The organism is Pseudomonas sp. RA_15y_Pfl2_54, assembly GCF_963971015.1.
Lineage (GTDB): Bacteria > Pseudomonadota > Gammaproteobacteria > Pseudomonadales > Pseudomonadaceae > Aquipseudomonas > Aquipseudomonas baetica_A.
The window spans coordinates 1-24,260 of sequence record NZ_CAXAPN010000006.1 but is presented as its reverse complement, the minus strand read 5'-3'; the positions used below and the strand labels follow the sequence as shown (position 1 = coordinate 24,260).

The 24,260-nt window shown below is 60.7% G+C and carries 21 protein-coding genes; 15 read left to right on the top strand and 6 right to left on the bottom strand.

Features of this window, described 5'->3' with window-relative positions; all coding sequences use genetic code 11:
* Positions 1-110 precede the first annotated feature (110 nt).
* Positions 111-1,403: a putative hydroxymethylpyrimidine transporter CytX gene (gene cytX, locus AACY50_RS06020; protein ID WP_339432295.1), complete on the top strand. Its 1,293-nt coding sequence runs from the start codon at positions 111-113 to the stop codon at positions 1,401-1,403.
* Here the strand turns inward: cytX and AACY50_RS06015 are convergent.
* A complete protein-coding gene (locus AACY50_RS06015) occupies positions 1,372-2,118 on the bottom strand; it encodes an RsiV family protein (protein ID WP_339538288.1) in 747 nt (248 codons plus the stop codon). The genes cytX and AACY50_RS06015 overlap by 32 nt on opposite strands.
* Before the next feature lie 228 nt (positions 2,119-2,346).
* Between AACY50_RS06015 and AACY50_RS06010 the strand changes: the two genes are divergently transcribed.
* The 9 genes from AACY50_RS06010 (at position 2,347) to AACY50_RS05970 (ending at position 11,636) form a co-directional block, all read left to right on the top strand.
* The gene (locus AACY50_RS06010; RefSeq protein ID WP_339432297.1) at positions 2,347-2,964 is read left to right on the top strand and encodes an NUDIX domain-containing protein; all 618 of its coding nucleotides are present in this window, start codon (positions 2,347-2,349) and stop codon (positions 2,962-2,964) included.
* Positions 2,955-3,407, top strand: coding sequence for a DUF1249 domain-containing protein (locus AACY50_RS06005; protein ID WP_221731220.1), 453 nt, complete (start codon positions 2,955-2,957; stop codon positions 3,405-3,407). The genes AACY50_RS06010 and AACY50_RS06005 overlap by 10 nt, the downstream gene beginning before the upstream one ends.
* Positions 3,408-3,506: 99 nt before the next feature.
* Complete coding sequence (gene cpdA, locus AACY50_RS06000; RefSeq protein ID WP_339538287.1) at positions 3,507-4,322, top strand: 3',5'-cyclic-AMP phosphodiesterase; 816 nt, start codon at positions 3,507-3,509, stop codon at positions 4,320-4,322.
* Between the two features lie 90 nt (positions 4,323-4,412).
* Complete coding sequence (locus AACY50_RS05995) at positions 4,413-5,021, top strand: YqiA/YcfP family alpha/beta fold hydrolase (RefSeq protein ID WP_339465345.1); 609 nt, start codon at positions 4,413-4,415, stop codon at positions 5,019-5,021.
* 41 nt (positions 5,022-5,062) lie between these two features.
* Positions 5,063-6,970: a DNA topoisomerase IV subunit B gene (parE, locus tag AACY50_RS05990; RefSeq protein WP_339432300.1), complete on the top strand. Its 1,908-nt coding sequence runs from the start codon at positions 5,063-5,065 to the stop codon at positions 6,968-6,970.
* Positions 6,970-7,959, top strand: coding sequence for an esterase-like activity of phytase family protein (locus AACY50_RS05985; protein ID WP_339538285.1), 990 nt, complete (start codon positions 6,970-6,972; stop codon positions 7,957-7,959). The genes parE and AACY50_RS05985 overlap by 1 nt, the downstream gene beginning before the upstream one ends.
* On the top strand, positions 7,956-8,480 hold the full coding sequence (locus tag AACY50_RS05980; protein WP_339465343.1) for a retropepsin-like aspartic protease family protein: 525 nt from the start codon (positions 7,956-7,958) through the stop codon (positions 8,478-8,480). The genes AACY50_RS05985 and AACY50_RS05980 overlap by 4 nt, the downstream gene beginning before the upstream one ends.
* Positions 8,481-8,487: 7 nt before the next feature.
* Entirely contained in the window at positions 8,488-10,752 is a 2,265-nt protein-coding gene (gene parC, locus AACY50_RS05975) for a DNA topoisomerase IV subunit A (RefSeq protein WP_339432303.1), read from the top strand.
* Positions 10,753-10,928: 176 nt separating this feature from the next.
* Positions 10,929-11,636, top strand: a complete 708-nt coding sequence (locus tag AACY50_RS05970) for a PqiC family protein (RefSeq protein ID WP_339432304.1) — start codon at positions 10,929-10,931, stop codon at positions 11,634-11,636.
* A gap of 233 nt (positions 11,637-11,869) precedes the next feature.
* On the opposite strand, the gene AACY50_RS05965 is transcribed toward AACY50_RS05970, so the two are convergent.
* Positions 11,870-13,378: an AhpA/YtjB family protein gene (locus AACY50_RS05965; RefSeq protein ID WP_339432305.1), complete on the bottom strand. Its 1,509-nt coding sequence runs from the start codon at positions 13,376-13,378 to the stop codon at positions 11,870-11,872.
* Positions 13,379-13,512: 134 nt separating this feature from the next.
* Here AACY50_RS05965 and serB point away from each other — a divergent pair, with 134 nt between their 5' ends.
* Positions 13,513-14,727: a phosphoserine phosphatase SerB gene (gene serB / locus AACY50_RS05960; RefSeq protein WP_339432306.1), complete on the top strand. Its 1,215-nt coding sequence runs from the start codon at positions 13,513-13,515 to the stop codon at positions 14,725-14,727.
* 103 nt (positions 14,728-14,830) lie between these two features.
* Here the strand turns inward: serB and AACY50_RS05955 are convergent, their stop codons facing one another.
* Positions 14,831-16,585 (bottom strand): molecular chaperone, encoded by a 1,755-nt coding sequence (locus AACY50_RS05955; protein WP_339507844.1) that lies wholly within the window; start codon positions 16,583-16,585, stop codon positions 14,831-14,833.
* 220 nt (positions 16,586-16,805) lie between these two features.
* Between AACY50_RS05955 and AACY50_RS05950 the strand changes: the two genes are divergently transcribed.
* The gene (locus AACY50_RS05950) at positions 16,806-17,207 is read left to right on the top strand and encodes a lectin OAA family protein (protein WP_221731209.1); all 402 of its coding nucleotides are present in this window, start codon (positions 16,806-16,808) and stop codon (positions 17,205-17,207) included.
* A 68-nt stretch (positions 17,208-17,275) separates the two neighbouring features.
* Here the strand turns inward: AACY50_RS05950 and asd are convergent, their stop codons facing one another.
* The 3 genes from asd to AACY50_RS05935 are packed head-to-tail and all read right to left on the bottom strand — an operon-like array spanning position 17,276 to position 20,551.
* Positions 17,276-18,136: an archaetidylserine decarboxylase gene (gene asd, locus AACY50_RS05945; protein ID WP_339432308.1), complete on the bottom strand. Its 861-nt coding sequence runs from the start codon at positions 18,134-18,136 to the stop codon at positions 17,276-17,278.
* An 18-nt stretch (positions 18,137-18,154) separates the two neighbouring features.
* Positions 18,155-18,970: a thiosulfate sulfurtransferase gene (rhdA, locus tag AACY50_RS05940; protein WP_339432309.1), complete on the bottom strand. Its 816-nt coding sequence runs from the start codon at positions 18,968-18,970 to the stop codon at positions 18,155-18,157.
* Positions 18,971-19,012: 42 nt separating this feature from the next.
* Positions 19,013-20,551: an HDOD domain-containing protein gene (locus AACY50_RS05935; protein WP_339495011.1), complete on the bottom strand. Its 1,539-nt coding sequence runs from the start codon at positions 20,549-20,551 to the stop codon at positions 19,013-19,015.
* A gap of 166 nt (positions 20,552-20,717) precedes the next feature.
* Between AACY50_RS05935 and motA the strand changes: the two genes are divergently transcribed.
* The 3 genes from motA to AACY50_RS05920 all read left to right on the top strand — a co-directional run bounded on the left by motA (position 20,718) and on the right by AACY50_RS05920 (position 23,873).
* Positions 20,718-21,569, top strand: coding sequence for a flagellar motor stator protein MotA (motA, locus tag AACY50_RS05930; RefSeq protein ID WP_339432311.1), 852 nt, complete (start codon positions 20,718-20,720; stop codon positions 21,567-21,569).
* 3 nt (positions 21,570-21,572) lie between these two features.
* On the top strand, positions 21,573-22,649 hold the full coding sequence (motB, locus tag AACY50_RS05925) for a flagellar motor protein MotB (protein WP_339432313.1): 1,077 nt from the start codon (positions 21,573-21,575) through the stop codon (positions 22,647-22,649).
* Positions 22,650-22,739: 90 nt separating this feature from the next.
* Positions 22,740-23,873: a sterol desaturase family protein gene (locus AACY50_RS05920; RefSeq protein WP_339432314.1), complete on the top strand. Its 1,134-nt coding sequence runs from the start codon at positions 22,740-22,742 to the stop codon at positions 23,871-23,873.
* Positions 23,874-24,260 lie beyond the last annotated feature (387 nt).

Here is a 24,260-nt window from a genome sequence, read left to right as displayed (position 1 = left end):
CAGAGCTTGTGTTCACAGGAGATCCGGTGTGGGAGCGGGCTTGCTCGCGAAGGCGTCAGAACAGGCGCCAGGGGTCTCAATGACAAAAATATTCCTCCGAGATACCACCCTTGAGCATTCAACCCAGCACTTACTCCCCTGACCTTGCCGTACCCGCCGAAAAGCGTGTATTCGGCGGTCGCGATCTGTTTTCCCTGTGGTTTTCCTTAGGCATCGGCCTGATGGTGTTGCAGACCGGCGCATTGCTCGCGCCGGGTCTGGGCCTGTCGGGTTCGCTGCTGGCCATTTTCCTTGGCACGCTGGTCGGCGTTCTGCTGCTGGCCGCTGTTGGCGTGATCGGCAGCGACACCGGCCTGTCGTCGATGGCCGCGCTGAAACTCAGCCTCGGCAACAAAGGCGCCAGCCTGCCGGCGCTGCTCAATTTGCTGCAACTGATCGGTTGGGGCTCATTCGAAATCATCGTCATGCGCGACGCCGCCAGCCTGCTCGGCACCCGTGCGTTCAGCGAAGGTTCGCTGGGGTCGAATCCGGTGTTGTGGACGCTGGTTTTCGGCGCTCTGGCGACATTGCTTGCGGTCAGCGGGCCGCTGACGTTCGTGCGCAAGGTTCTGCGTAAGTGGGGCATTTGGCTGCTGTTGGCCGCATGCCTCTGGCTGACCTGGAACCTGTTCGCCAAGGCCGATCTGGCTGCTCTCTGGGCGCGTGCCGGCGATGGTTCGATGCCGTTCGCCGTGGGCTTCGACATTGCCATCGCCATGCCGCTGTCGTGGTTGCCGCTGATTGCCGACTACTCGCGTTTCGGCAAACGGGCCAAGAGCGTTTTCGGCGGCACCGCCATCGGTTTCTTCGTCGGCAATTTCTGGCTGATGAGCCTGGGCGTCGCTTACACATTGGCGTTCGCGCCGAGTGGAGAAGTCAACGCGCTGTTGCTGGCCTTGGCTGGCGCCGGTCTGGGGATTCCGTTGTTGCTGATTTTGCTGGACGAGTCGGAAAACGCGTTCGCCGACATTCACTCGGCCGCGGTGTCCAGCGGGATTCTGTTGCGCTTGAAAGTCGAGCATCTGGCCTTGGCCATCGGCGCGATCTGCACGCTGATCGCACTGCTGGCGCCATTGGCGCAATACCAGAATTTCCTGCTGCTGATCGGCTCGGTGTTTGCGCCGCTGTTCGGCGTGGTGCTGGTGGATCACTTCATCTTGCGCAAGCGCAGCACTCGGGTTGCGTCAGCCGCATTGCGCTGGCCGGCGCTGTTGGCCTGGCTCGGTGGTGTGAGCACCTATCACTTGCTGGCGAATCTGTACCCGGATGTCGGCGCAACCCTGCCAGCGCTGGTGCTGGCAGGGCTGCTGCAACTCGTGCTCGGCCGGGCTTTCAGTTACGGCCGGGGAACAGCTCAGGCTTGAGAATGCCGTTCAGGCGCGGATAAGGGATCTTCAGCTCGACGTGACCCAGCGCGTAAGGCGCGATGGTGCTCACGTCGTACTTGAGGATTACGCCACCGTAGGTCAGCGCCACGTTCGGGGTTTTCTTGAACGGCCAGCTCGAAACGAATTCCGCTTCCTGATCGAGCTTGGTGCTGATCAGCCAACTGTTGTGTGCCACCTGCGCAGCCTTCCAGAACGCGTCTTCCTGACCTGGCATCAGCATGTCCGACAGGTTCAGCACTTTGTGCTGCTGGCGCGAATAGTTGATGAAACCGCGACCCGGTGTGCCATGGGCGCCGCCGGTGTCGAGGTAGCTCGACAATTCGATGATCACCAAGCCGTCATGCTGCTCGCGTACTTTGGCTTGCAGATAACTGCTGTTGCGTGGGCCGGCAGTATTCAAGAACTGCTCGCGGTAGGCCGCCAGGGTTGGCGCCACCGATGGGTTCTGTTCGGTGCGGGTCATTTGCAGCAGGCGTTTTTCGATGATGCCGTCCAGGGCAGGCTCTGCCGCGAAATGTACGGTATCGATATTCACCAGCGGGCAGTCGGGGCTGGAACACCCAGGCTTGAGCTGTTCCGACGCATCGCGGGTGGTTTCCAGGGGCGTGCGGTAGTTGGGCTGGAACAGGCTCGCGCACGCGCCCAGGGTCAGGGCGATGGCGGCCACGGAGGCAATTTTGAAAAGCGACATGGGCGTCCTTTCTGAAACAGGGGAAGGCAAAAAGATATCCGCTTCGACTCTCACCGAAGCAGTCAGTTCGCCACTAAGCTAATTAGAGTGGGTTTCGCCTTCACCGTCCATCCCGCTGACGGTAAAGGGGCTGCATCAAACGATGCGGGCGCGTTAGGATGGCGCGAAGTCGAGGTTGCAAGTCACAAAAAGGAACCTCGTAATGGATTTGCAGTAAAGAGGATGCTCATGACTGACTTTGCCAACGCCATTCCAACCGCCGTCGATATCGTGCGGCGCGAAAAATGCTACGAGGGCTTTTACAAGCTCGACCGTTTGCACCTGCGCCATGAATTGTTCGCGGGTGGCATGAGCCGCGAAATCAACCGCGAAGTGTTCGTGCGTCACGATGCCGTCTGCATGCTGCCTTACGATCCGCAGCGCGACGAAGTGGTGCTGATCGAGCAATTTCGCGTCGGCGCCATGGGCAAGGCCAGCAACCCTTGGCTGGTTGAGTTGGTCGCTGGTCTGATCGACAAGGACGAGCAACCGGAAGAAGTTGCTCACCGCGAGGCGCAGGAGGAAGCTGGGCTGGACATCAAGGCCCTGTGGCCGATGACCAAGTATTTCCCGTCGCCGGGCGGCAGCAACGAGTTTGTGCATTTGTATCTGGGGCGTTGCGAAACCGCAGGTGTGGGCGGCCTGCATGGGCTGGAGGAAGAGGCCGAAGATATCCGCGTCACGGTCTGGGCGTTTGAAGATGCCTTGCAGGCTGTACGCGATGGACGTATTGCCAATGCGGCGAGCATCATCGCTCTGCAATGGCTGGCGCTGAACCGTGCCGAAGTGAGGGGGTTATGGTTGTAAACAAGCTGCGCGATCGTTATCGAGTCGACCTCGTGGGGCTGCAAGCCGCCTGCGAGGCCAACTACGCGCGCCTGATGCGACTGGTGCCGGACATGCGTAACGACCCGGAGGCGCGACGCATCGCCGTGACTCAGGGCGAGCAGATGCTCGGCGTGCTGGCCCTTGAAGTGCTGCAAACCTGTCCTTACACCACTACGTTGCAGGTGCGTCAGGAACACAGCCTGCCGTGGCTGCCGGTGCCGCAACTGGAAGTGCAGGTCTATCACGACGCGCGCATGGCCGAGGTCATCAGCGCCGAACATGCACGACGCTTTCGCGGCATCTATCCTTACCCGAACGCCGCGATGCATCAGCCGGATGAAAAGGCTCAACTCAATCTGTTTCTGGGGGAGTGGTTGAGTCATTGCCTGGCCTTGGGGCATGAGTACGAAGTCGTACGCTAGTTGTGAACTGCGTCCGGTTCACAGGTTTCCCCTTTCAGTGATCCCCCAGCATAATTGCGGCACTCAACCGATTCCGTGCTTTTGCCCTGGGAGAACGCCTTGCCGAGCGTATCCGCATTGACCACCGCCGATCCGGCGCTGCTGGTGCAGTTATCCGACAGTCATCTGTTCGCCGAGGCGGATGGCACGCTGGTGGGTATGAACACCCGCGAGAGCCTGCAGAAGGTCATCGAACAGGTGCTCAGGCAGCAACCGCGGATCGACCTGATTCTGGCCACCGGGGATATTTCCCAGGACGGCACGCTGGAGTCGTATCAACAGTTTCGCCAGATGACCGCGCAGATCGATGCGCCAGCGCGCTGGATTCCCGGCAATCACGATGAGCCGCAGATCATGGCGCAGGCCGCGGTACAAAGTGCCCTGCTGGAGTCAGTGGTCGATGTCGGCAACTGGCGCGTGACCTTGCTCGACTCGGCGGTGCCGGGTTCTGTGCCCGGTTACCTGCAGGACGATCAATTGCAGTTGCTCGCCCGCTCGTTGAGTGAGGCACCGGAACGCCATCATCTGGTGTGTTTCCACCATCATCCGGTGCCAGTGGGGTGTGCCTGGGCGGAGCCGATCGGTTTGCGCAATCCCGAGGCGTTTTTCGAGGTGCTGGATCGTTTTCCGCAGGCGCGTGCGGTGCTGTGGGGGCATGTGCATCAGGAAGTCGACCGAGAGCGCAACGACGTGCGGCTGATGGCTTCCCCGTCGACCTGCATTCAGTTCGAGCCAAACAGTGAAGACTTCAAGGTCGGGGACCAGGCGCCGGGGTATCGCTGGTTGCGGTTGTTGCCAGACGGGCGGCTGGAGACTGGCGTCGAGCGGGTCACGGATTTCGCCTTCACTGTCGATTACGGTTCAAACGGTTACTGAGGCCGCACCGAAGGCATCCTTACAAACACCCACGATCCCCTCGACTCCCTGTAAACTCCGCTATCTTTCGCCGACACTCAGGGAGCTCAAATGTCCGGTTCGATCCTCTATATCCACGGTTTCAACAGCGCGCCGGCCTCGAAAAAGGCCTGTGAGCTGGTCGCGGTGATGGAGCGGCTGGGTTTGAGCGGGCAACTGCAGGTTCCGGCCTTGCATCACCATCCGCGCCAAGCCATCGGTCAGTTGGAGCAAGCGATTGCCGAGCTGGGCCGGCCGCTGCTGGTGGGAAGCTCACTCGGCGGCTACTATGCGACTCACCTGGCCGAGCACCATGGCCTGAAAGCGTTGCTGGTCAACCCGGCCGTCAGTCCGCATCGGATGTTCGACGGCTATCTGGGAACGCAGAAAAACCTGTATACCGATGAAACCTGGGAATTGACCCACGACCATGTGACGGCCCTGGCCGAGCTGGAAGTGCCGGCGCCCCAGGATGCGCAGCGGTATCAGGTGTGGTTGCAGACCGGCGACGAAACACTGGATTATCGCCTCGCCCAGCACTATTACCGGGCCTGCGCCTTGCGCATTCAGGCCGGCGGCGACCATGGTTTCCAGTGTTTTGCCGGGCAATTGCCAGCCTTGTTGAGTTTTGCCGGCATTGGCGCCGATGTGTATCAGGCAATCGATTTCACCGCACTGTGAAGTCTTGCCCCTCTTTCATGAATGACTGACGACGAGACCCTATGGCCACTCCCAGCGCTAGTTCTTATAACGCCGACGCCATCGAAGTCCTCTCGGGCCTCGACCCGGTGCGCAAACGCCCCGGCATGTACACCGACACCAGTCGGCCGAACCACCTCGCCCAGGAAGTCATCGACAACAGTGTCGACGAAGCCCTCGCCGGCCACGCCAAATCGGTGCAGGTGATCCTGCACGCCGATCACTCGCTGGAAGTCAGCGACGACGGTCGTGGCATGCCGGTCGACGTCCACCCGGAAGAGGGTGTGTCAGGCGTCGAGCTGATCCTCACCAAGCTCCATGCGGGCGGCAAGTTTTCCAACAAGAACTACCAGTTCTCCGGCGGTCTGCACGGGGTGGGTATTTCCGTGGTCAACGCCTTGTCGACCGAAGTCCGGGTTCGCGTCAAGCGTGACGGCAACGAATACCAGATGACCTTCAACGACGGCTTCAAGGCCTCGGAACTGGAAATCGTCGGTACCGTCGGCAAGCGCAATACCGGCACCAGCGTGTACTTCGCGCCGGACCCGAAATACTTCGATTCACCGAAATTTTCCATCAGCCGCCTCAAGCACGTCCTCAAGGCCAAGGCCGTTCTGTGCCCGGGGCTGCTGGTCAGTTTTGAAGACAAAGGCACCGGCGAGAAAGTCGAGTGGCATTACGAGGACGGCCTGCGCTCCTATCTGGTCGACGCGGTCAGCGAATTTGAACGCCTGCCGGACGAACCGTTCTGCGGCGCTTTCGCCGGTAATAAAGAAGCGGTCGACTGGGCCCTGCTGTGGTTGCCCGAAGGTGGCGACGCGGTGCAGGAAAGCTACGTCAACCTGATCCCGACGGCGCAGGGCGGTACCCACGTCAATGGTTTGCGTCAGGGCTTGCTTGATGCGATGCGCGAGTTCTGCGAATTCCGCAGCCTGCTGCCGCGCGGTGTGAAACTGGCGCCGGAAGACGTCTGGGAGCGCATCGCCTTCGTGCTGTCGATGAAGATGCAGGAGCCGCAATTCTCCGGCCAGACCAAAGAGCGTCTGTCATCGCGTGAAGCGGCGGCGTTCGTTTCCGGTGTGGTCAAGGATGCTTTCAGCCTGTGGCTTAACGCCAACCCGGAAACCGGTCTGGCGTTGGCCGAACTGGCGATCAACAACGCCGGCCGTCGTCTCAAGGCCAGCAAGAAAGTCGAGCGCAAGCGCGTCACTCAGGGGCCGGCACTGCCGGGCAAACTCGCTGACTGCGCCGGGCAGGACCCGATGCGTTCCGAACTGTTCCTGGTCGAAGGTGATTCCGCCGGCGGTTCCGCCAAGCAAGCCCGGGACAAAGAGTTTCAGGCGATCCTGCCGTTGCGCGGCAAGATCCTCAACACCTGGGAAGTCGACGGCAGCGAAGTGCTCGCCAGCCAGGAAGTGCACAACATCGCCGTGGCCATCGGTGTCGATCCGGGCGCGGCGGACATGAGCCAGTTGCGCTACGGCAAGATCTGCATCCTCGCCGACGCCGACTCTGACGGCCTGCACATCGCAACCTTGCTCTGCGCGTTGTTCGTCCAGCATTTCCGCCCGTTGGTGGATGCCGGTCACGTCTACGTCGCGATGCCGCCGCTGTACCGTATCGACCTCGGCAAAGAGATCTACTACGCCCTCGACGAAGCCGAACGTGATGGGATTCTAGACCGTCTGGTGGCCGAGAAAAAACGCGGCAAACCACAGGTCACCCGATTCAAAGGTCTGGGTGAAATGAACCCGCCGCAGTTGCGTGAAACCACCATGGACCCCAACACCCGGCGTCTGGTGCAACTGACGCTGGGCGAAGATTTCGCCCAGACCTCGGAAATGATGGACATGCTGCTGGCGAAGAAACGCGCCGGTGATCGCAAGGCTTGGCTCGAATCCAAAGGCAACCTCGCCGAGGTGCTGGCCTGATGCGGTTTGGCTGGGCCTTGGCGGGTGCGTTGCTGCTGAGTGCGATGGGCGTGTCGGCCGAGCCGTTGCAGGAGTTGCGCGTGCTTTCCGAGCACCCGGTCGACGGCATGCGCGGCGGTAACCTGTCGGGGCTGGCGATGTGTGGCAGCGAGTTGTGGACGGTGTCGGACCGCGATGACGACCAGATTTATCGGCTCAATACCGCCGATCAGGTCTGGCAGGCCGAAGCCTTGCACATCGACGTGCCCGAAGTGCCGGAGACCGGTTTACCGTGGGGGTTGCGCTCGCGCAATTGGGCCGCGTCGTTCGTGCGCGGTGGCGATCTGGATTTCGAAGGCATCACCTGCGACAGCGCTGGCAATCGCTACATCGTCAGCGAAGGCCATGCAGCGGTATTGCAGGTGCCCCTCAATGGCCCGGCCAACTGGCTGAAAATCTCGCCGATGATGGTTCGCGAAGCGCGGGCCAGCGGCATGCTCCTGCATTTCAATGCGATATTCGAAGGCCTGGCGATCAACCCGGCAGGCGATCAGATGTGGCTGGCGGCCGAACGGCAAAGCCGTGGCTTGCTCAAGATCAAGCGCCAGCAGACGGTGTGGGATTGCGACGGTCGTTGCGTGCTGCTCAGCGAGAGTGGCAAGGAGATGCAGCCGCCGCAGTTCCCGGATGCCAAAGCGGTCGATCGGGACTTTTCCGACCTTTCGTTGTTCAACGGCAAACTGTTTACCCTTGAACGCAACGCCTTCCAGATATGTCGTCGCGATGCGCAAACAGCCAAGGTCGAGCGTTGCTGGTCGTATGCGGCCGAACTGTTGCAGGCCAACCGCCAATACTCACAGAGCTACGGGCTGGAAGAGGCACTGATCGTTGATGCTGAGGGTGCGTGGATCGGCGTCGACAATAATTTTGGCCCGCGTGCCGACGGTGAGGTTCGGCCGGTCGTCTGGCGGTTCGCCGCACCTGACGGTGGCTGGAGCGCCAAGCCTTGAGCCAGCAACCACCGGGCAAGCGCGCCGGGCGGGTGCTGATGATCCTGGCCTGGTGCGCTGCGCTTTTTCTGGCCACGCGGTTTTTCGGCCAGTGGGAACAACGCCAGCAGAATCCGAACGTGGTGGTGAGTTCGCAGCAGGGCGAAGGTTATATCGAAGTGAAGCTGGCCGGTAACGCCCAGGGGCATTTTGTCGCCAGCGGCCAGATCAACGGCGAGCCGGTTGAATTCCTGCTCGACACCGGCGCAACCGATGTGGCGATCCCGGCGGATCTGGCCGAGCGTTTGAAGCTGCAAGAGGGTTTTGGTGTGACCCTGAGCACGGCCAATGGCCTGAGCCAGGGCTATCGTACAAAAATTGACCGCCTGCAACTGGGCGACATCGTGCTGCGGGACGTCCGCGCACTGGTGGCGCCAGGCTTGCAGGGTGATCAGGTGCTGCTCGGGATGAGCGCCCTGAACAAACTTGAATTTACTCAGCGCGGTGGCACCATGCTGCTGCGCCAGACAACGAACCGATGAGGCCCGCATGAGCGACATCCTTGCAGACAGCTTAGACGGCGTAGAGCGCCGCTCGCTGGCTGACTTCACCGAAAGTGCCTACCTCAACTACTCCATGTACGTGATCATGGACCGTGCCTTGCCGCATATCGGCGATGGCCTGAAACCGGTGCAGCGTCGCATCATTTATGCGATGAGCGAACTGGGGCTGGACGCTGACTCTAAACACAAGAAGTCGGCGCGTACCGTCGGTGACGTACTCGGTAAGTTCCACCCCCACGGCGACTCGGCGTGCTACGAAGCGATGGTGCTGATGGCTCAGCCGTTCAGCTATCGCTACACGCTGGTCGACGGCCAGGGTAACTGGGGTGCGCCGGATGATCCCAAGTCCTTCGCGGCCATGCGTTACACCGAGGCTCGCCTGTCGCGTTATTCCGAAGTGCTGCTCAGCGAACTGGGCCAGGGCACCGCGGACTGGGGGCCGAACTTCGACGGCACCCTGCAGGAACCGCTGGTATTGCCAGCGCGTCTGCCGAACATTCTGCTCAACGGTACCACCGGCATCGCCGTGGGCATGGCCACCGACGTACCGCCGCACAACCTGCGCGAAGTCGCCACGGCGTGCGTGCGCTTGCTTGATGAGCCCAAAGCCACGGTCGAGCAACTCTGTGAACACATCCAGGGCCCGGACTATCCGACCGAAGCGGAAATCATCACGCCGCGCGCCGACCTGCTGAAAATGTACGAAACCGGCAAGGGCTCGGTGCGCATGCGCGCCGTGTACCACGTCGAGGACGGCGACATCATCGTCACCGCGCTGCCGCATCAGGTCTCCGGGGCCAAAGTGCTGGAGCAGATCGCCGCGCTGATGCAGGCCAAACCGTCGAAAGCGCCGCAGATCGCCGACCTGCGCGACGAATCCGACCACGAAAATCCGTGCCGCATCGTGATTATCCCGGTCAACAGCCGCGTCGATCACGAAGCGCTGATGCAGCACCTGTTCGCCAGCACCGAGCTGGAGTCGACCTACCGGGTCAACGTCAACATCATCGGCCTGGACGGCAAGCCACAGCTCAAAAACCTGCGCGCCTTGCTGGTCGAATGGCTGGAGTTCCGCGTGCAGACCGTGCGTCGCCGCTTGCAATTTCGCCTCGACAAGGTCGAGCGTCGTCTGCACCTGTTGGACGGTTTGCTGATTGCCTACCTCAATCTGGATGAAGTGATCCACATCATCCGTACCGAGGAACACCCCAAAGCCAAGCTGATCGAGCGCTTCGCCCTCAGCGAGATTCAAGCCGACTACATCCTCGACACCCGTCTGCGTCAATTGGCGCGACTGGAAGAAATGAAGTTGCGCGACGAGCAGGACGAACTGCTCAAGGAACAAGCCAAGCTGCAAGCGCTGCTGGGCAGCGAAGCCAAGTTGAAGAAACTGGTGCGCACCGAGCTGATCAAGGACGCCGAAACCTATGGCGACGACCGCCGCTCGCCAATCGTGGAGCGCGCCGAAGCCAAGGCGTTGACCGAGCACGATCTGCTGCCGAACGAGAAAGTAACAGTCGTGTTGTCGGAAAAAGGCTGGATCCGTTCGGCCAAAGGTCATGACATCGATGCCACCGGCCTTTCGTACAAGGCAGGCGACGGCTTCAAGACCTCGGCAGCGGGACGCTCCAACCAGTTTGCGGTGTTTATCGACTCCACCGGCCGCAGCTATTCGGTCGCCGCGCACACGTTGCCGTCGGCGCGTGGCCAGGGCGAGCCGTTGACCGGCCGTCTGACGCCGCCACCGGGCGCATCGTTCGAATGCGTGATGATGCCGGAAGACGACGCGCTGTACGTGATCGCTTCCGACGCCGGTTACGGATTCGTGGTCAAAGGCGAAGACCTGCAAGCCAAGAACAAGGCCGGTAAAGCCCTGTTGAGCCTGCCGAACAACGCCAAAGTGATCGCACCGCGTCCGGTGACCGATCGTGAACAGAACTGGCTGGCCTCGGTCACGACCGAAGGTCGCCTGCTGATTTTCAAAATCAGCGATCTGCCACAATTAGGTAAGGGCAAGGGCAACAAGATCATCGGTATTTCCGGTGAGCGCGTGGCCAGTCGCGAAGAATATGTCACGGACATCGCCGTGCTTGCGGAAGGCGCAACGCTGGTGTTGCAGGCCGGAAAACGGACTCTGTCGCTCAAAGCCGACGACCTCGAACACTACAAAGGCGAGCGTGGTCGCCGTGGCAATAAACTGCCGCGTGGCTTCCAGCGAGTCGATGCACTGCTCGTCGAAAACCTCAATTAGGCGTCCCAGAGCGCTCGATCTACGATTTAACGCGTAGATCGACGCTTTGGCGCTGGAGTCGGAACGCATATTCACGGATGATATGGCCTTTCAAGCGCCGGCGTGGCCGAGCGTTCTTCATATTTATTGAGTATTTTCACTGTGGTCAGCCGAGTGGCGGCCACCTGGACGGGATGATGACTGCTCTGCGCCCCCTTATTTTCCTGCTCGCCGGCGTTCTTGGCCTGGCGGGTTGCAGCGTACACCAGCCGGTGTCGCTGTATCAGCTGGACAGCGGAAGTCCGGTTCAGCCTGCGCAAAGCGCAGGCATGGCGGTTTTGTTGGGCCCTGTAGTCGTCGCCGACTACCTGCAACGTGAAACCCTGCTGCAACGTCAACCGGACGGCAGTCTGCAAGCGGCGACCGATGGTCGTTGGGCCGGCAGCCTTTCGTCGGATATCGACCAGTTGCTGCTGCGTCAGGTTGCCGGTCATCTGGACAGCCAGCGCGTGGTATTGGCGCCGGCCACTCAGGGCTTCACCCCGGATGTGCAGGTATTGCTGACCATCACGCGTCTGGACTCCGGCGAGAAACAACCGGCGATTCTCGATGCGCAATGGCGATTGATCGACCGTCGTGGAAAGGTGCGCGATAACCGTATCGTCCACCTGCAAGAACTGCACGCCGGTAGCACGGCTTCGCAGGTTCAGGCACAGGGGATTCTGTTGCAGCGGTTGGCCGATCAACTGTCGGTGGCGCTCAAACCGCTGGCCAATCAGCCGCCGGTGGTCGAGGCGCAGCGTAAACCGGCACCGAAACCGGCAGCGCCTTCGGAAGCCGACAAGCAGCCGAAGATCCCGATGGCTTCGCCGATTCGCACCGATATGGAAGTGTTCCGCTTCTAAGTCTGGTTTGAGTCAAGACAAAGCCCGCCCTGTGCGGGCTTTGTTGTGTCTGCTGTCTGGCGATTTGTGGTCAGGCGTCTAGCCCCTTCGCGAGCAAGCCCGCCCCCACAAGGGTTCTGGTGTTTGCGGTTCCCCTGTGGGAGCGGGCTTGCTCGCGAAGGGGTCGGATCAGGCTACGAAAAAGCCCGCAGACAATCACTCATCTGCGGGCTCCTTTACAGCGGGGTCAGACCTCAGGCCCGGCGCTCATGCATCCGCGCCAGTTGCCGCTCCAGCATCGATGGATAAGGCTCCATCAACCGCTCGACACAGCACGCCCCCTCGGGACTGGCGATCGGGCGAATCCGTGCACGCTGACGGATTAGCGCGTCATCACTGATCTTGCGTTCAACCAGCAGCAAATTGCGGCTGTGCTGTGACAAGGCCAGCGCGTCCTGGGCCGAATCGGTGAGCAGCAGATCAATCTGGCTCAGGCCGAACAACTCATCACCCAGGGTCAGGCCCAGTTGCAATTGCAGGGTAATGCCACTGTCCGCGACTTCAATCTGCAACTGATGGCCCAGCGCTCGCAGTAACTCGCCGCAACAGATCGCGTTGGTCAGGTAGTCGTCGCCACTGTCCTCGGTGTGGAACAGCATCAGCGTGCTGCCATCGTTCAGGGTTTCGATCTCGCCTTGATACAGCGAAGCGGCTTGATCGAGGCAATCGCGGTAGCGCTTTTGCAACTCTTCCAGACGGGTCCGAGGCAAACGGCGCAGTTGCTCCTGCGAGCCCAGTTGCACGGCCAGTACTGCCGTGTGCTGAGGCACGCTTGGCGTGGCCTGGCGAATCGGCGGTTGCGCGGTTTCATTCAAGGACTCGTCGCGCAGGTCGGCGAAGGCGTCGTCGTCCTCATCGTCTTCGACGGTGCTGACCACCCGGCGTGCCGCAGGCTTTTGCGCGGCCATCGGCCGGCTCTCGTCGAAGCTCGGGTCGCGCAGGTTACGCACTTCGAACTCGGTCTCGTCGTCTTCGAACTCGGGCTCCGGTTCTGGCTCGGGTTCAACAGGCTCGGGGGCATAGTTGGCGTGTAACTGACGGGCCAGATCGCCGATCTCGTCCTGACGCTCGATGCCCGGGGTGTACTCATCGATCCGGCGCAGCCATACGCGCAGTTGCAGGAGCGGCGTGGAGATGTGCCGACCCAGCCGCAGGCTCAGGGCCAACGACAGCGCCAACAGAATCGCACTCAAGATGCCCATGCTCTGCAGGCTGATGGTCATCGGCTGCTGGAACTGATCCATGTCCAGGCTGATGCGCAGTTGCCCGGCGGTCACGTCCTGAAAAGTGATCTTGCTTTCGTACATGCCTTCGGCTTCGCCCAGCAGGCTGTGCTTGGGGCGCTGACCGGACTCGGCGAGGATGCGGTTATCCACGCTGTAAATGGCGGCGTGGGCCACCAGTTTGTTTTTGGTCAGATTATTGAGCAGTACGTTGAGGCTGAGGATGTCGTTGGACACCAGCAGCTCCGTGGCGGAGGTGGCGGTCTGCGTGGTCAGGCTTTCGCCCAGCGCATCGGCCTGCTCGTGCATGGCCTGCTTGAATTGCAAACCCATCACGCCGGCATAGATCACCAGGGCCAGAGCGACCAGGATCACGTTATGGCTGGCAATGCGCAATGCAATCGGTACACGGCGGTGGCGCAGTGCACGGAAGATCAGCAGGAAGAAGTTATCGGTTTTAACTGGCGTGGGCCGGTTCACTGAGCTCGGCTCTTTTGTCCGTGAAGTTGACGCGCAGTATAGCGACAGGCCCTAGACCGGCAAAGCGCTCGCGGTGCCCGATGGTCACTGAAAGTGGGTAGAATGCAGTTTTTTTCCAGTTGCGGGGGTGCGCGTTGCGCGAAATCGTCCTGATTAACATCACGGGAGTCGACCGTCCGGGTCTGACGGCGGCCATTACCGGTGTTCTGGCCCAGGGTGGTGTGAACATTCTCGACATCGGTCAGGCGGTGATCCACGACACCCTGTCGTTTGGCATCCTGGTTGAAATTCCCGATTCCTTGCAAGGCAAGTCGGTGCTCAAGGACATCCTGTTCAAGGGCTACGAGCTTGATCAGCAAGTGCGCTTCACCCCAGTGTCCGAAGAGGATTACCAGCAATGGGTGGGCAATCAGGGCAAGAAACGCCACATCGTCACCCTGTTGACGCGCAAAGTGACGGCTGGCCAATTGCAGGCCGTCAGTTCGATCACTGCCAAATACGGCCTGAACATCGATCACATCGACCGTCTGTCGGGTCGTATGCCGCTCGACACCCCGGCCGACCAGGGCAAGGGCTGCATCGAGTTCTCCGTGCGTGGCGAAGCGGCTGATCCGCAGGCGCTGCGTGCCGAGTTCCTCAGCGTCGCGCAGGAACTGAACGTCGACATCGCCTTCCAGGAAGATTCGCTGTTCCGTCGCAACCGTCGTCTGGCGGTGTTCGACATGGACTCGACGCTGATCGAAGCCGAAGTCATCGATGAACTGGCCAAGGCGGCCGGAGTTGGCGAGCAGGTTTCGCACATCACCGAGCGTGCCATGGCGGGCGAACTGGATTTTCGCGCCAGCTTCAAAGAGCGTCTGGCGCTGCTCAAAGGCCTCGACGTCAGCGTGCTGGACTCGATCGGTGCTTCGCTGCGCCTGACCGAGGGAGCCGAAACCCTGTTCGCCGAACTCAAGCGTCTGGGTTACAAGACCGCAATCCTGTCGGGCGGCTTCACCTATTTCGCCAAGCAATTGCAGGCCAAACTCGGTATCGACTATGTGTTCGCCAACGAACTGGAAGTGGTCGACGGTAAGTGCACAGGCGTGGCGATCGAGCCGATTGTCGATGCGCAACGCAAGGCTGACCTGTTGAAAGAACTGGCGCACAAGGAAGGTTTGCGTCTGGAGCAGACGATTGCGGTCGGCGACGGCGCCAATGACCTGCCGATGCTGGCCATTGCCGGGTTGGGCGTGGCGTTTCGCGCCAAGCCGTTGGTCAAGCAGTCGGCGAAGCAGGCGATCTCCACCCTTGGGCTCGATGGCGTGCTGTATCTGCTGGGCTTCCGGGATCGCGACGGGCAGCTCTGACTCTCCAGGGCCAGCGTCGGACTCTTCGCAAACAAACCCGCTCCCACTTTGGAATGCATTTCAAGTGTGGGAGCCGGCTTGCTCGCGAAGGGCGCAACCCGGTCTAAAGCGACTTCCACAACGAATCGAAATCCTCTTCGCTCCCGCTCTGCGACGCCGCCTCCAGCGAGCGATAGGCAAACTGATTGAAACTGTGCGTACTCGCCACCCGTCGATCCAGCCCGGCGGGGTGCTCCTCGCCCAGCGTGTTGATCAGCACCTTGCTGCCTTCCTGAAAGGGTAAACGCGGCGCCAGCAAGGTGGCCGGCAAGTCGATCGAGCTGATCTGCGGCAGTAGCAATCCCCGTAAATAGTGGCTGTGATCGTCCCGCGAGCGCACCAGTTGCAAACCGCACGGTTGTGCATGGGGCGCCACCAGTTCAATGCCCATCTGCGTGCCGCTGCCGCGCACCTGCCGGATCCAGCGAATGACCGCGATGCTCCAGCCCTGATTCGTGCTGTCCTGAATCCCGAGCATTTCCCCGGTCTGTAGCTCGACGGGGACTTCTTTCGGCCAGCCCAGGCAATAACCACCGGGACTGTGATTGATCACAGGCAGAGCATACGTCGGATAGTGTGGCGTGCTGTCGGTGCTGCTGTCGTCCTCCACCAACTGGTCGTACTGAATTTCTTCGTAGGGCAGAAACTCATCGGCCTTGCTTTGCGGCGCGGCGTCGAACGCCTGGCTCCAACTGTCCTTTTCACCTTGAGTCACGGCGCTGCTGAAGTTTGCCGCGCGTGCGCCGGGGAGCTTGAGCAGTTCGCTGAACGTGCGTTCACCACCCAAATAGAAGTGCAGGGCGCTCATGCCCACGCACACGGTCAGGCTGCCTTGGCCCACGGTGCGCTGAAAACTGCGCTCGGCCGCCTGGCCCCAGGTCGCATGCAAGTGTTGCAGGGTGTCGAAGCTCAGCCCGGCAGGGACGGGCAGCGGCGTCGACGTGTCCTGGCGCTGCAAAAATGCCTCGATGACATTCACCAGCGGCTGCGGATCGAAGCCGAGCAGTGCATTTTTCTGCTCACTGCGGAACATGTTGCGATAGCGCGGCCCGGCATCGAGTTCGGCGCTGATCGCAAACAAACCCTCGTCCGGGCTACCGGGATGCAGTTTGAGCAAAGCACTCCACGGCTCGATCACTTCTGCCAGTCGGGCAATCTGGTTCTGTCGCAGTTGATTGCAGCGGGCGCAGCCCAATAGCAGGGCGGCGATGTAAGTCTGTTCCAGGCTCAACTCGGTGCTCAGGCTGGCGAGATCGTCATGCACCTGACGCTGTTGCAACTGCAATTGACAGGCTATTCGATAGAGCTGATGCAGCTCGAACCACAGATGCTCCGGCGGCGAGCTGTACAACTGCGCGGCGCGCACCCCTTGAGCTTTAAGTGCATGGGCTGCCCGTTGCAGGGTCTGGCTGACAAGTGCTGCGCGATCCTTGCTGTACTTCGGCGCAATGCGCAACACGATCTGTTTGTAGCCGATGGCCAGATGACCTTGCAGCGCCTGACACAGGTTGCTGATCTTGCGCGAGCGCTCGTCGAGCATGATCGCCTGATGCAGGAAGTGCCGCTCCAGATGCTGGCAGACGAAGTACACCTCAGGGCGCAGCAGCTCCAGCAGTTGCAGGCGATTGTCACTGGGGGTGAGCAACAGATTGAGTTCGCCCAGGCCTTGATACAACAGGCGGGCGGTTTCGCCGATGTTGGCTTTGGGCAGGTCGGCGATCCAGCGTTTGAGATCGCGCGGGGTGTGTTCACAGAACGACAGGCGCGTTTGCGTTGGCGTCGGGGCGCGTAATGTCGGTTGGAATTGAGGCTCACTCATGCCATGACCAGCTCCGGAAACGAATGGGGCAATGCACAAAACTCTAGCAGCTGTGGCCGGGTTCGCGGGTTCCTGTGGGGTTTTTTACCGTTTGTCTGCTTGCTCGTTGCCATGCCGTAGGCGCAACTAGGCTCTTAGGCGTGCGATCGGATACGCACGGTCGTACGGCCTGTTGCCAATAGCGGGCAGGTCTCTTCATAACTTCAAGGAGATGAGGTTCATGTCTAAATATGTAGTGGCAAATCAGTGGGGCGGCAGTTCGGCCCCTTGGCATCCAGGTGGAGATTGGGTGCTGGGCGCGCGGGACAACCAGAACGTCGTGGCCATCGAGATCAAGTCCGGTGACGACGGCAAAACGTTCACCGGCACCATGACCTACGCCGGTGAAGGGCCCATTGGCTTCAAGGCGCAACGCACAGGCCAGAACCAGTACAACGTCGAGAATCAGTGGGGTGGCAACGATGCCCCGTGGCATCCGGGCGGCAAGTGGGTCATTGGCGGACGGGACAATCAGAACGTTGTCGCGTTGAGCGTCACTTCCAATGATGGAGGGAAAAACCTCAGTGGCACCAATACCTATGCCAACGAAGGGCCAATCGGCTTTCGTGGGCAAATAGAGTAACGGTCCCCGCGAGTCGTATCCGCCCATTCGCAGACGTGCGAACGGGCGGATCAGTGGCTACATCAGACTCAGGCTTTTGGCAGCGCCAAACCCTGGCCCATCTGCACTGGCGAGCCAGCCGCCAGTTCTTCAGCCCACTTCACTTGATCCGGCCCGAACAGCACGATCGCGGTCGAACCCAGCTTGAAACGGCCCAGTTCGGCGCCTTTTTCCAGATGAATCGGCGCGCGGGCGGCTTCGTCGTAGCGGAAGGTTTTCAGCTCGCGTTTCGGCGGCGTGACCAGGCCGGCCCACACGGTTTCGATCGAAGCCACAATCATCGCGCCCACCAGAACAACCGCCATCGGGCCGCGTTCGGTGTCGAAAATGCACGCTACGCGCTCGTTGCGGGCGAACAGCTCCGGGACGTTTTCGGCGGTGGTCTGGTTGACCGAGAAAATCCGGCCCGGGATGTAGACCATTTCACGCAGGGTGCCGGCCAGCGGCATGTGTACGCGGTGGTAGTCCTTCGGCGACAGGTAAATGGTGGCGAAGTCGCCGCCCATGAAAGGCGCTGCGTTTGCCGCGTCGCCCCCCAACAATTCCAGCACGCTGAAACTGTGGCCCTTGGCCTGGAACACCCGACCGTGTTCGATCGGGCCGAGCTGGCTGACGGCACCGTCGGCCGGGCTGAGGACTGCGCCCGGGGTTTCGTCCAGCGGACGCGCGCCGTCTTTCAGGGCGCGGGTGAAGAACGCGTTGAAGTGCTCGTAGGCAGTCAGGTCTTCAACCAGTGCCTGCGACATGTCCACTTGATAGCGCTTGGCGAACCACTGGGTGAACGCATTCTTGAACCAGCGCACGCGGCACTCGGCAATGCAGCCGGCCAGGCGCGACAGCAAATGATGAGGCAGCAGGTACTGGCTGAGGATAAACAGACGCTCTTTCATTAGTTGTCCTTAAAAACCTTAAATCTCGACAGGCGTGTCGGGGTGGTTGCCCCATTCGCCCCAGGAACCGGCGTAGCCTTTGACTCGCGGATAACCGAGGGACTTGGCCACCAGATAAGTGAAGCCCGACCGGTGATGGGTCTGGCAGTGGGTAATGATTTCTTTGTCCTTGGTGATCCCCAGGTCTTCGAGGATCTGCGGCATGTCAGTGCGAATGCGTAACTGACGCGCCTTGTCCATGCCCGCCGTCCATTCGAAATTGACGGCGCCGGGAATATGGCCGGCTTTGGCGGCCAGGACCTTCTCGCCGGAGTATTCCAGCGGCCCGCGTGCATCCCAGATCGCCAGGTCGGCGGCGCCGAGACGGCTTTGCAGGTATTCGCGCGTGGCGGTCGGTTCTTCGTGCAGCGTCAATGCCACCGGACCACCGGCGGCAGGAGGTACCTGGATCGACATCGGCATGCCATCGGCCAGCCACGCCGGCAGACCGCCATCGACATAGTGGTACTTGTCGTGACCGATCACGTCGAGCAGCCAGATGAAGCGTCCGGCCCAGCCGCCGCCCTCGTCGTCATAGACCACGTAGACCGCGTCCTGGCGATGGCCCAGTTCACCGAACAACGCTTCCAGATCGGCTTTGGCCGGCAACAGTCCCGGCGCCGGTGGCTGGCCGAACTGGGTTCGTTTCGGATCGACAAACCGCGCCCCGGGAATGTGTCCTTCGGTGTAGCGGGCGGCACTGGTCAAGTCCACCAGAATCAGATCGCTTGCCTCGAGCCTGGGGAGCAGGTCGCTCGGTTCGATCACGAGCGGCAAGCCAGAGAAGTCAGACATGTGAGGTCTCCAGAGCACAAAGTGGGGGATTGTAGCGCAGCCTCATCGGCCACGGCTGCTAAAGCTGTGCAGGGCTTTTTCGATGCATTGCGCGGTTTTGCCAAAGGCTTGCACGGTGATATCGGCGAAGGGGCCACCGCCCTGATCGGCGACGACGATCATGATCACCCGGCCATTGTTGACCAGTGAGCGCAGGAACAGGTGCTCGCCACGAAACAGAGAGCGCAGGTTCGGCGGCAGCAGGGCAGAGAATTGTCCGTCGTTTTGCGGGTTGATCCGTACCTGCGCCTGTTGCGCGAGCAGCCGTTGCAGGACTTTGCTCTGACTGACCACAAAGTTCAGCGCCCCCGCTTCTTTTGGCAGGCCGAAGGTCTGGTGCACGCGCAGATTGGACTGGGTGCGATCGGCCATCAGGATCATCACCCGATGCATGCCGCTGGCGACCAGGGCGTCACGGGCGGCAACGGTCAGGCTCATGGCATTGGTGAAGCGACTCGGCTCGGCCAGCAGTTCGGCGCATTGCCGGCGCCACTGCGTCAGATCTTCGGCGCTGGGGGCGGCGGCCGGGAGCATTCCGGCCGGCAAGCGATGAGTGCCCCACGGCCATAGCAGCGAAATGGCCGGGTGCCACAGATCCGGCAGCGCATGGTGACGCGCGCTGTTGGCCGCCTGTTGGTGCAATTGCTGCTGCACCTCGTCCATCGAAATTTGCAGATAAAGGCTGGTCAGGTACTGCCAGCGCTTACTGTGCGGACTGTCCCACGCCTGTTGCGCCGACAGCGCCAGCCCGTTGGCCAGCAGCACGGTGTTGGCCGGCTGATTGAGCCAGCGGCGCAACGTCGGATCATCGTCCAGACGATTTTGCTGACGTAACGGGTGCTCGCTGTCGCGGGCGATTCTAAGGACCTTGACCAATTCGCGGCGCTCGCCGAGCAGCAATTTGTAGCCTTGTTGCACCCAGACCGGCAGGTGCCATACGTGCACCAGCGCCTCGGCGATTTTCAGCAGGCGCACGCCGAACAACTGTTTCTCGACAGTGCGCGCCGACTCGCCCTTGTGGATAACCCGCAGTTCCCACTCTTCAAGCAACTGTGGATACGTCAGCGCCAGCGGCCACAACGGCGAGAGAAACAGCAGACTGCCCCAATGAATGTCCTGCCACAGCCGCGCCAGGCGACTGGCAAAAAAACCGTTGGCCTGTTGCGTGGCGTGTTGGCTGATCATTTGCAGTTGCCGCAGGGCCTTGGGAATCTGCATCTGCGGTTCGGCAGGCAGGCGTGCCAGCAGTTCTTCGGTGCGGGCGAGGCCGAGACGGTTGATCGCCACTTCGAGATTTTCCGCCGGTGTGCTCATCGTGCCGTGGGTGTGACGATTTGCCTCACGGATGATGCTCAAGGCCAGCGCCGGGCTGTCCTGCATCAGGTCAGCGATGTCGCGCAGAGAACTGCGGTTGTCACGAATGGCCCGGCAGACTTTGTCGTGAGCGTCTTGCGGCACGGGCAGGCGCACGCTATCGAGCCATGTCACCCAGCCTTCAAGGGTGGTCGGTTTTACGTGTGGGACGTTCGTTTCATTAGCCATGTCTGGACGAGATCTTCACTGACTGTAGACGCGCCCGGCATGGGCTAAATTGGCTTTTCGCCTGAACTGGCTATAGTCTGGCGCAGTTTTGCCGATAAGTAGAAGAAGAGATTTTTTAACTTCCGAATATGACCTTGAACCCGACTTAAATAAGTACTTTCTACCTATGGCTAAAATTATCGGCATCATCGTCGTATTCGCGAGCGTGCTCGGCGGATACGTGCTCTCCCACGGCAAGATTGCCGCCCTGGTCCAGCCCTTCGAGGTGATGATCATCGGTGGTGCGGCACTGGGTGCATTCCTCCAGGCCAACCCCGGTTACATGACGATGCACGTGCTCAAGAAATCCCTGAGCATGTTCAGTTCGCGTTTCAGCCACACCTTCTACCTGGAAGTGCTCGGCCTGATCTACGAGATCCTCAACAAGAGCCGTCGCGAAGGCATGATGGCCATTGAAGGCGACATCGAAGACGCCGCCGCGAGCCCGATTTTCGCCAAGTACCCGGCAGTCCTTAAAGATGAACGCATGACCGCGTTCATCTGTGATTACCTGCGCATCATGTCCTCCGGCAACATGGCTCCCCACGAGCTCGAAGGCCTGTTCGACATGGAGCTGTACAGCCTCAAAGAAGACCTTGAGCACCCGTCCCACGCGGTAAACGGCATTGCCGACGCCATGCCGGGTTTCGGTATTGTCGCGGCGGTACTGGGTATCGTGGTGACCATGGCATCCTTGGGTGAGGGCGATCAGAAGTCCATCGGTCTGCACGTCGGTGCGGCGCTCGTGGGTACCTTCTTCGGTATTCTCGCCGCGTACGGTTTCTTCGGCCCGTTGGCGCATTCCCTGGCCCACGATGCCAAGGAAGAACTGAACGTCTACGAAGCCATCAAGGCCTCGCTGGTGGCTTCGGCTTCCGGCATGCCGCCATCGTTGGCGGTGGAGTTCGGTCGCAAGGTGCTGTACCCGGCGCACCGTCCAAGCTTTGCCGAGCTGGAACAAGCCGTTCGCGGTCGTTAAGCCATGGAAAATAATCAGCCGATAATCATCAAGCGCGTCAAGCGCATAGCCGGTGGGCACCACGGCGGGGCATGGAAAATCGCCTTCGCCGACTTCGCCACGGCAATGATGGCGTTCTTCCTGGTGTTGTGGCTGCTGTCCACCGCAACGCCGGAGCAGAAGATCGCCATCGCCGGCTATTTCAAAGACCCGGTCGGCTTCTCTGAAAGTGGCACGCCTTACATCATCGATCTGGGCGGTACACCGACCCTGGCCCCGGAAAATACCCTCAACCCCGAGGTGAAATCCCAGCCACAACCGGACAAGGTCACCGTCGACACCGATCAGGTCGAAGGCATGGCCGAGCAGGTCGAGAAGGAGCGTCTGGAACTGCTCCTGCAAGAGTTGCAGAACAAGGTCGACGAAAACCCGCAACTGCAGAAGTTCAAGGATCAGATCCTCTTCGAGATCACGCCGAACGGCTTGCGCATCCAGATCATGGACGCCGAGAACCGGCCGATGTTCGACTCCGGTTCCGCACGTCTGAAGCCGTACTTCGAAGACATCCTGCTGGCCATGGCCGACACCATCAAAGCGGTGCCGAACAAGATCAGTATCAGCGGCCACACTGACGCCCAGCCATACATTGGCCGTGGTGATTACGGCAACTGGGAACTCTCGGCCAACCGTGCCAATGCCGCTCGCCGCGCATTGGTCGCTGGTAGCTATCCGGAGGAGCAGGTGGCGCGAGTGGTGGGTTATGCCTCGTCGGCGTTGTTCGACAAGGAGAACCCGTTCAATCCGGTCAACCGCCGCATCGACATTGTCGTGCTGACCAAGAAGGCTCAGGCAGCCATCGAAGGTGCGCAAGGTGCCGAACCGGCGAAACCGGCAGAGCAAGGGCAAAATGGTGCCGTTGCAACGCCACCGGTCGATCCGAACGCACTGCCGGCCGATCAGCAACCGGTGCCTGCCCACGAGTTGCGTGAACGGTTGAACCTGTTCGACGACGCGGCACCGAAACCGGCCGAGCCGGGAAGTGCGGCGCCGGCGCCGACAACGCCCCCGGCGACTGCACCGGCCCCCGCGCCGAAGCAGTGACCCCTAAAAAGCCACGGTAACCGTGGCTTTTTTGTGCCTGCCTGCGTCGCATTGACCAATCGCAGTTTTCGCATTCACGGAAGATCAGTTATGGAAAGAGTCAAAGCCTATTTTCAGCGGCACGGCCACGCCCCCTTCAAGTTTGGTGAGGGGCGGGTCAGTGGTTATATCTCGGCCACGCTCGGGCTGTTGAGCCTGCTCGCGGTGTTGTGCTTCCTGTTTCCCGAGTGGCTCACCACTGCTGAACTGCGCAAGGTCTACGACGAACAGTTTGCGCGTACCACGCTGTTGCTGGGGCTGGTGCTGTCGTTCAGCCTCGGTACCCTGAATATCCTGCTCAACAAACGCAAGCGTCTGGGGATCACCGGGCTGGTCGCGTCGGGGCTGGCGGTATTTCTCGGCGGCACCAACGTGCAGGTCAGTGCAATCGGGCAGACCCCGTACTCGCTGGGTCTGGACTGGTTTGTCCTGGCGCTGCTGGTCTCGGCCATCGTGTTTATTCCTCTGGAAAAACTGTATGCCAAGGACCCCGAGCAAAACATTCTGCGACCGCACTGGCGCACTGACCTGACCTACTTTTTTGTCAGTCACATGCTGGTGCAATTCATCCTGATTTTCATCACCGCTTCGTCGAGCTACATCGCCGGTTGGGCCGTGTCGCCGGGCTTTCAGGCCAGCGTGCAAAGCCTGCCGCTGGTGGTGCAGTTCCTGCTCGCGGTGCTGGTGGCGGACCTCGGTCAGTACTGGCTGCATCGGCTGTACCACGTTGTACCTTTTCTGTGGCGCCTTCACGCCGTGCATCACTCCAGCACGCACATGGACTGGCTGGCCGGCTCGCGCGTGCATTTCATCGAAATCCTGCTGACCCGCACCGGCGTACTGGTGCCGCTGATGCTGCTGGGCTTTGCGCCGCAGGCGTTGAATGCCTATGTGATTCTGGTCGGCGTGCAAGCCGTACTGGCCCACGCCAACGTGCGGATCAAGGGTGGCTGGCTGAATTACCTGATCGTGCTGCCGCGCTACCACCACTGGCACCACGCCCGGCACAAGGACTACATCTACAAGAACTACGCGATCCACACGCCACTGGTGGACATGCTGTTCGGCACCTTCAAGCTCCCGCCGAAAGAATGGCCGGTGCGTTATGGCGTATTTGGCAAAGAGCTGCCGGGCGGGATTGTGCAGCAGCATCTTTATGCGTTTAAGAAGCCTGAGCCGAAGTAGGGCAGGTGGATGTGGAGGAGCCGCGTTGATCGCGGCTTTTTTACGTCTGTTGAACGGCAGGCTGTTGTAAAGGAAATGTCCTTCCGATTTTGAAGAATCCCCCTACAGCTATCTTTTTTTCGCCTCGTTACCGTGCCCGCCAGTTCTCGCGAGCACAAACCAGGGACGGTTTCGACATCGCGCTCTTTTCCTCTTTGCTTAAGGATAAGCGTATGTTCCGGCCGGCCAATGCGGCGCATTTCTCGTTGCAGATTCCTGCTATCCGTCACGACTTCAAGGTGCTGGCCTTCAGCGGCACCGAAGCAATCAGCAACCTTTACAACATCCACATTGAACTGGTCAGCGAGCACCCGGATTTCGATCTGGAGAGCTTGCTCAGCCAACCGG

Bases quoted from the DNA above. Each gene is read 5' to 3' on its own strand.
- AACY50_RS05920 (WP_339432314.1), top strand. From the start codon at position 22,740: ATGGAAAGAGTCAAAGCCTATTTTCAGCGGCACGGCCACGCCCCCTTC.
- rhdA (WP_339432309.1), bottom strand. From the start codon at position 18,970: ATGTCTGACTTCTCTGGCTTGCCGCTCGTGATCGAACCGAGCGACCTG.
- parE (WP_339432300.1), top strand. From the start codon at position 5,063: ATGGCCACTCCCAGCGCTAGTTCTTATAACGCCGACGCCATCGAAGTC.
- parC (WP_339432303.1), top strand. From the start codon at position 8,488: ATGAGCGACATCCTTGCAGACAGCTTAGACGGCGTAGAGCGCCGCTCG.
- AACY50_RS05955 (WP_339507844.1), bottom strand. From the start codon at position 16,585: ATGAGTGAGCCTCAATTCCAACCGACATTACGCGCCCCGACGCCAACG.
- AACY50_RS05935 (WP_339495011.1), bottom strand. From the start codon at position 20,551: ATGGCTAATGAAACGAACGTCCCACACGTAAAACCGACCACCCTTGAA.
- motB (WP_339432313.1), top strand. From the start codon at position 21,573: ATGGAAAATAATCAGCCGATAATCATCAAGCGCGTCAAGCGCATAGCC.
- AACY50_RS06010 (WP_339432297.1), top strand. From the start codon at position 2,347: ATGACTGACTTTGCCAACGCCATTCCAACCGCCGTCGATATCGTGCGG.
- AACY50_RS06005 (WP_221731220.1), top strand. From the start codon at position 2,955: ATGGTTGTAAACAAGCTGCGCGATCGTTATCGAGTCGACCTCGTGGGG.
- asd (WP_339432308.1), bottom strand. From the start codon at position 18,136: ATGAAAGAGCGTCTGTTTATCCTCAGCCAGTACCTGCTGCCTCATCAT.
- AACY50_RS05995 (WP_339465345.1), top strand. From the start codon at position 4,413: ATGTCCGGTTCGATCCTCTATATCCACGGTTTCAACAGCGCGCCGGCC.
- AACY50_RS05985 (WP_339538285.1), top strand. From the start codon at position 6,970: ATGCGGTTTGGCTGGGCCTTGGCGGGTGCGTTGCTGCTGAGTGCGATG.
- AACY50_RS05970 (WP_339432304.1), top strand. From the start codon at position 10,929: ATGACTGCTCTGCGCCCCCTTATTTTCCTGCTCGCCGGCGTTCTTGGC.
- AACY50_RS05950 (WP_221731209.1), top strand. From the start codon at position 16,806: ATGTCTAAATATGTAGTGGCAAATCAGTGGGGCGGCAGTTCGGCCCCT.
- motA (WP_339432311.1), top strand. From the start codon at position 20,718: ATGGCTAAAATTATCGGCATCATCGTCGTATTCGCGAGCGTGCTCGGC.
- AACY50_RS06015 (WP_339538288.1), bottom strand. From the start codon at position 2,118: ATGTCGCTTTTCAAAATTGCCTCCGTGGCCGCCATCGCCCTGACCCTG.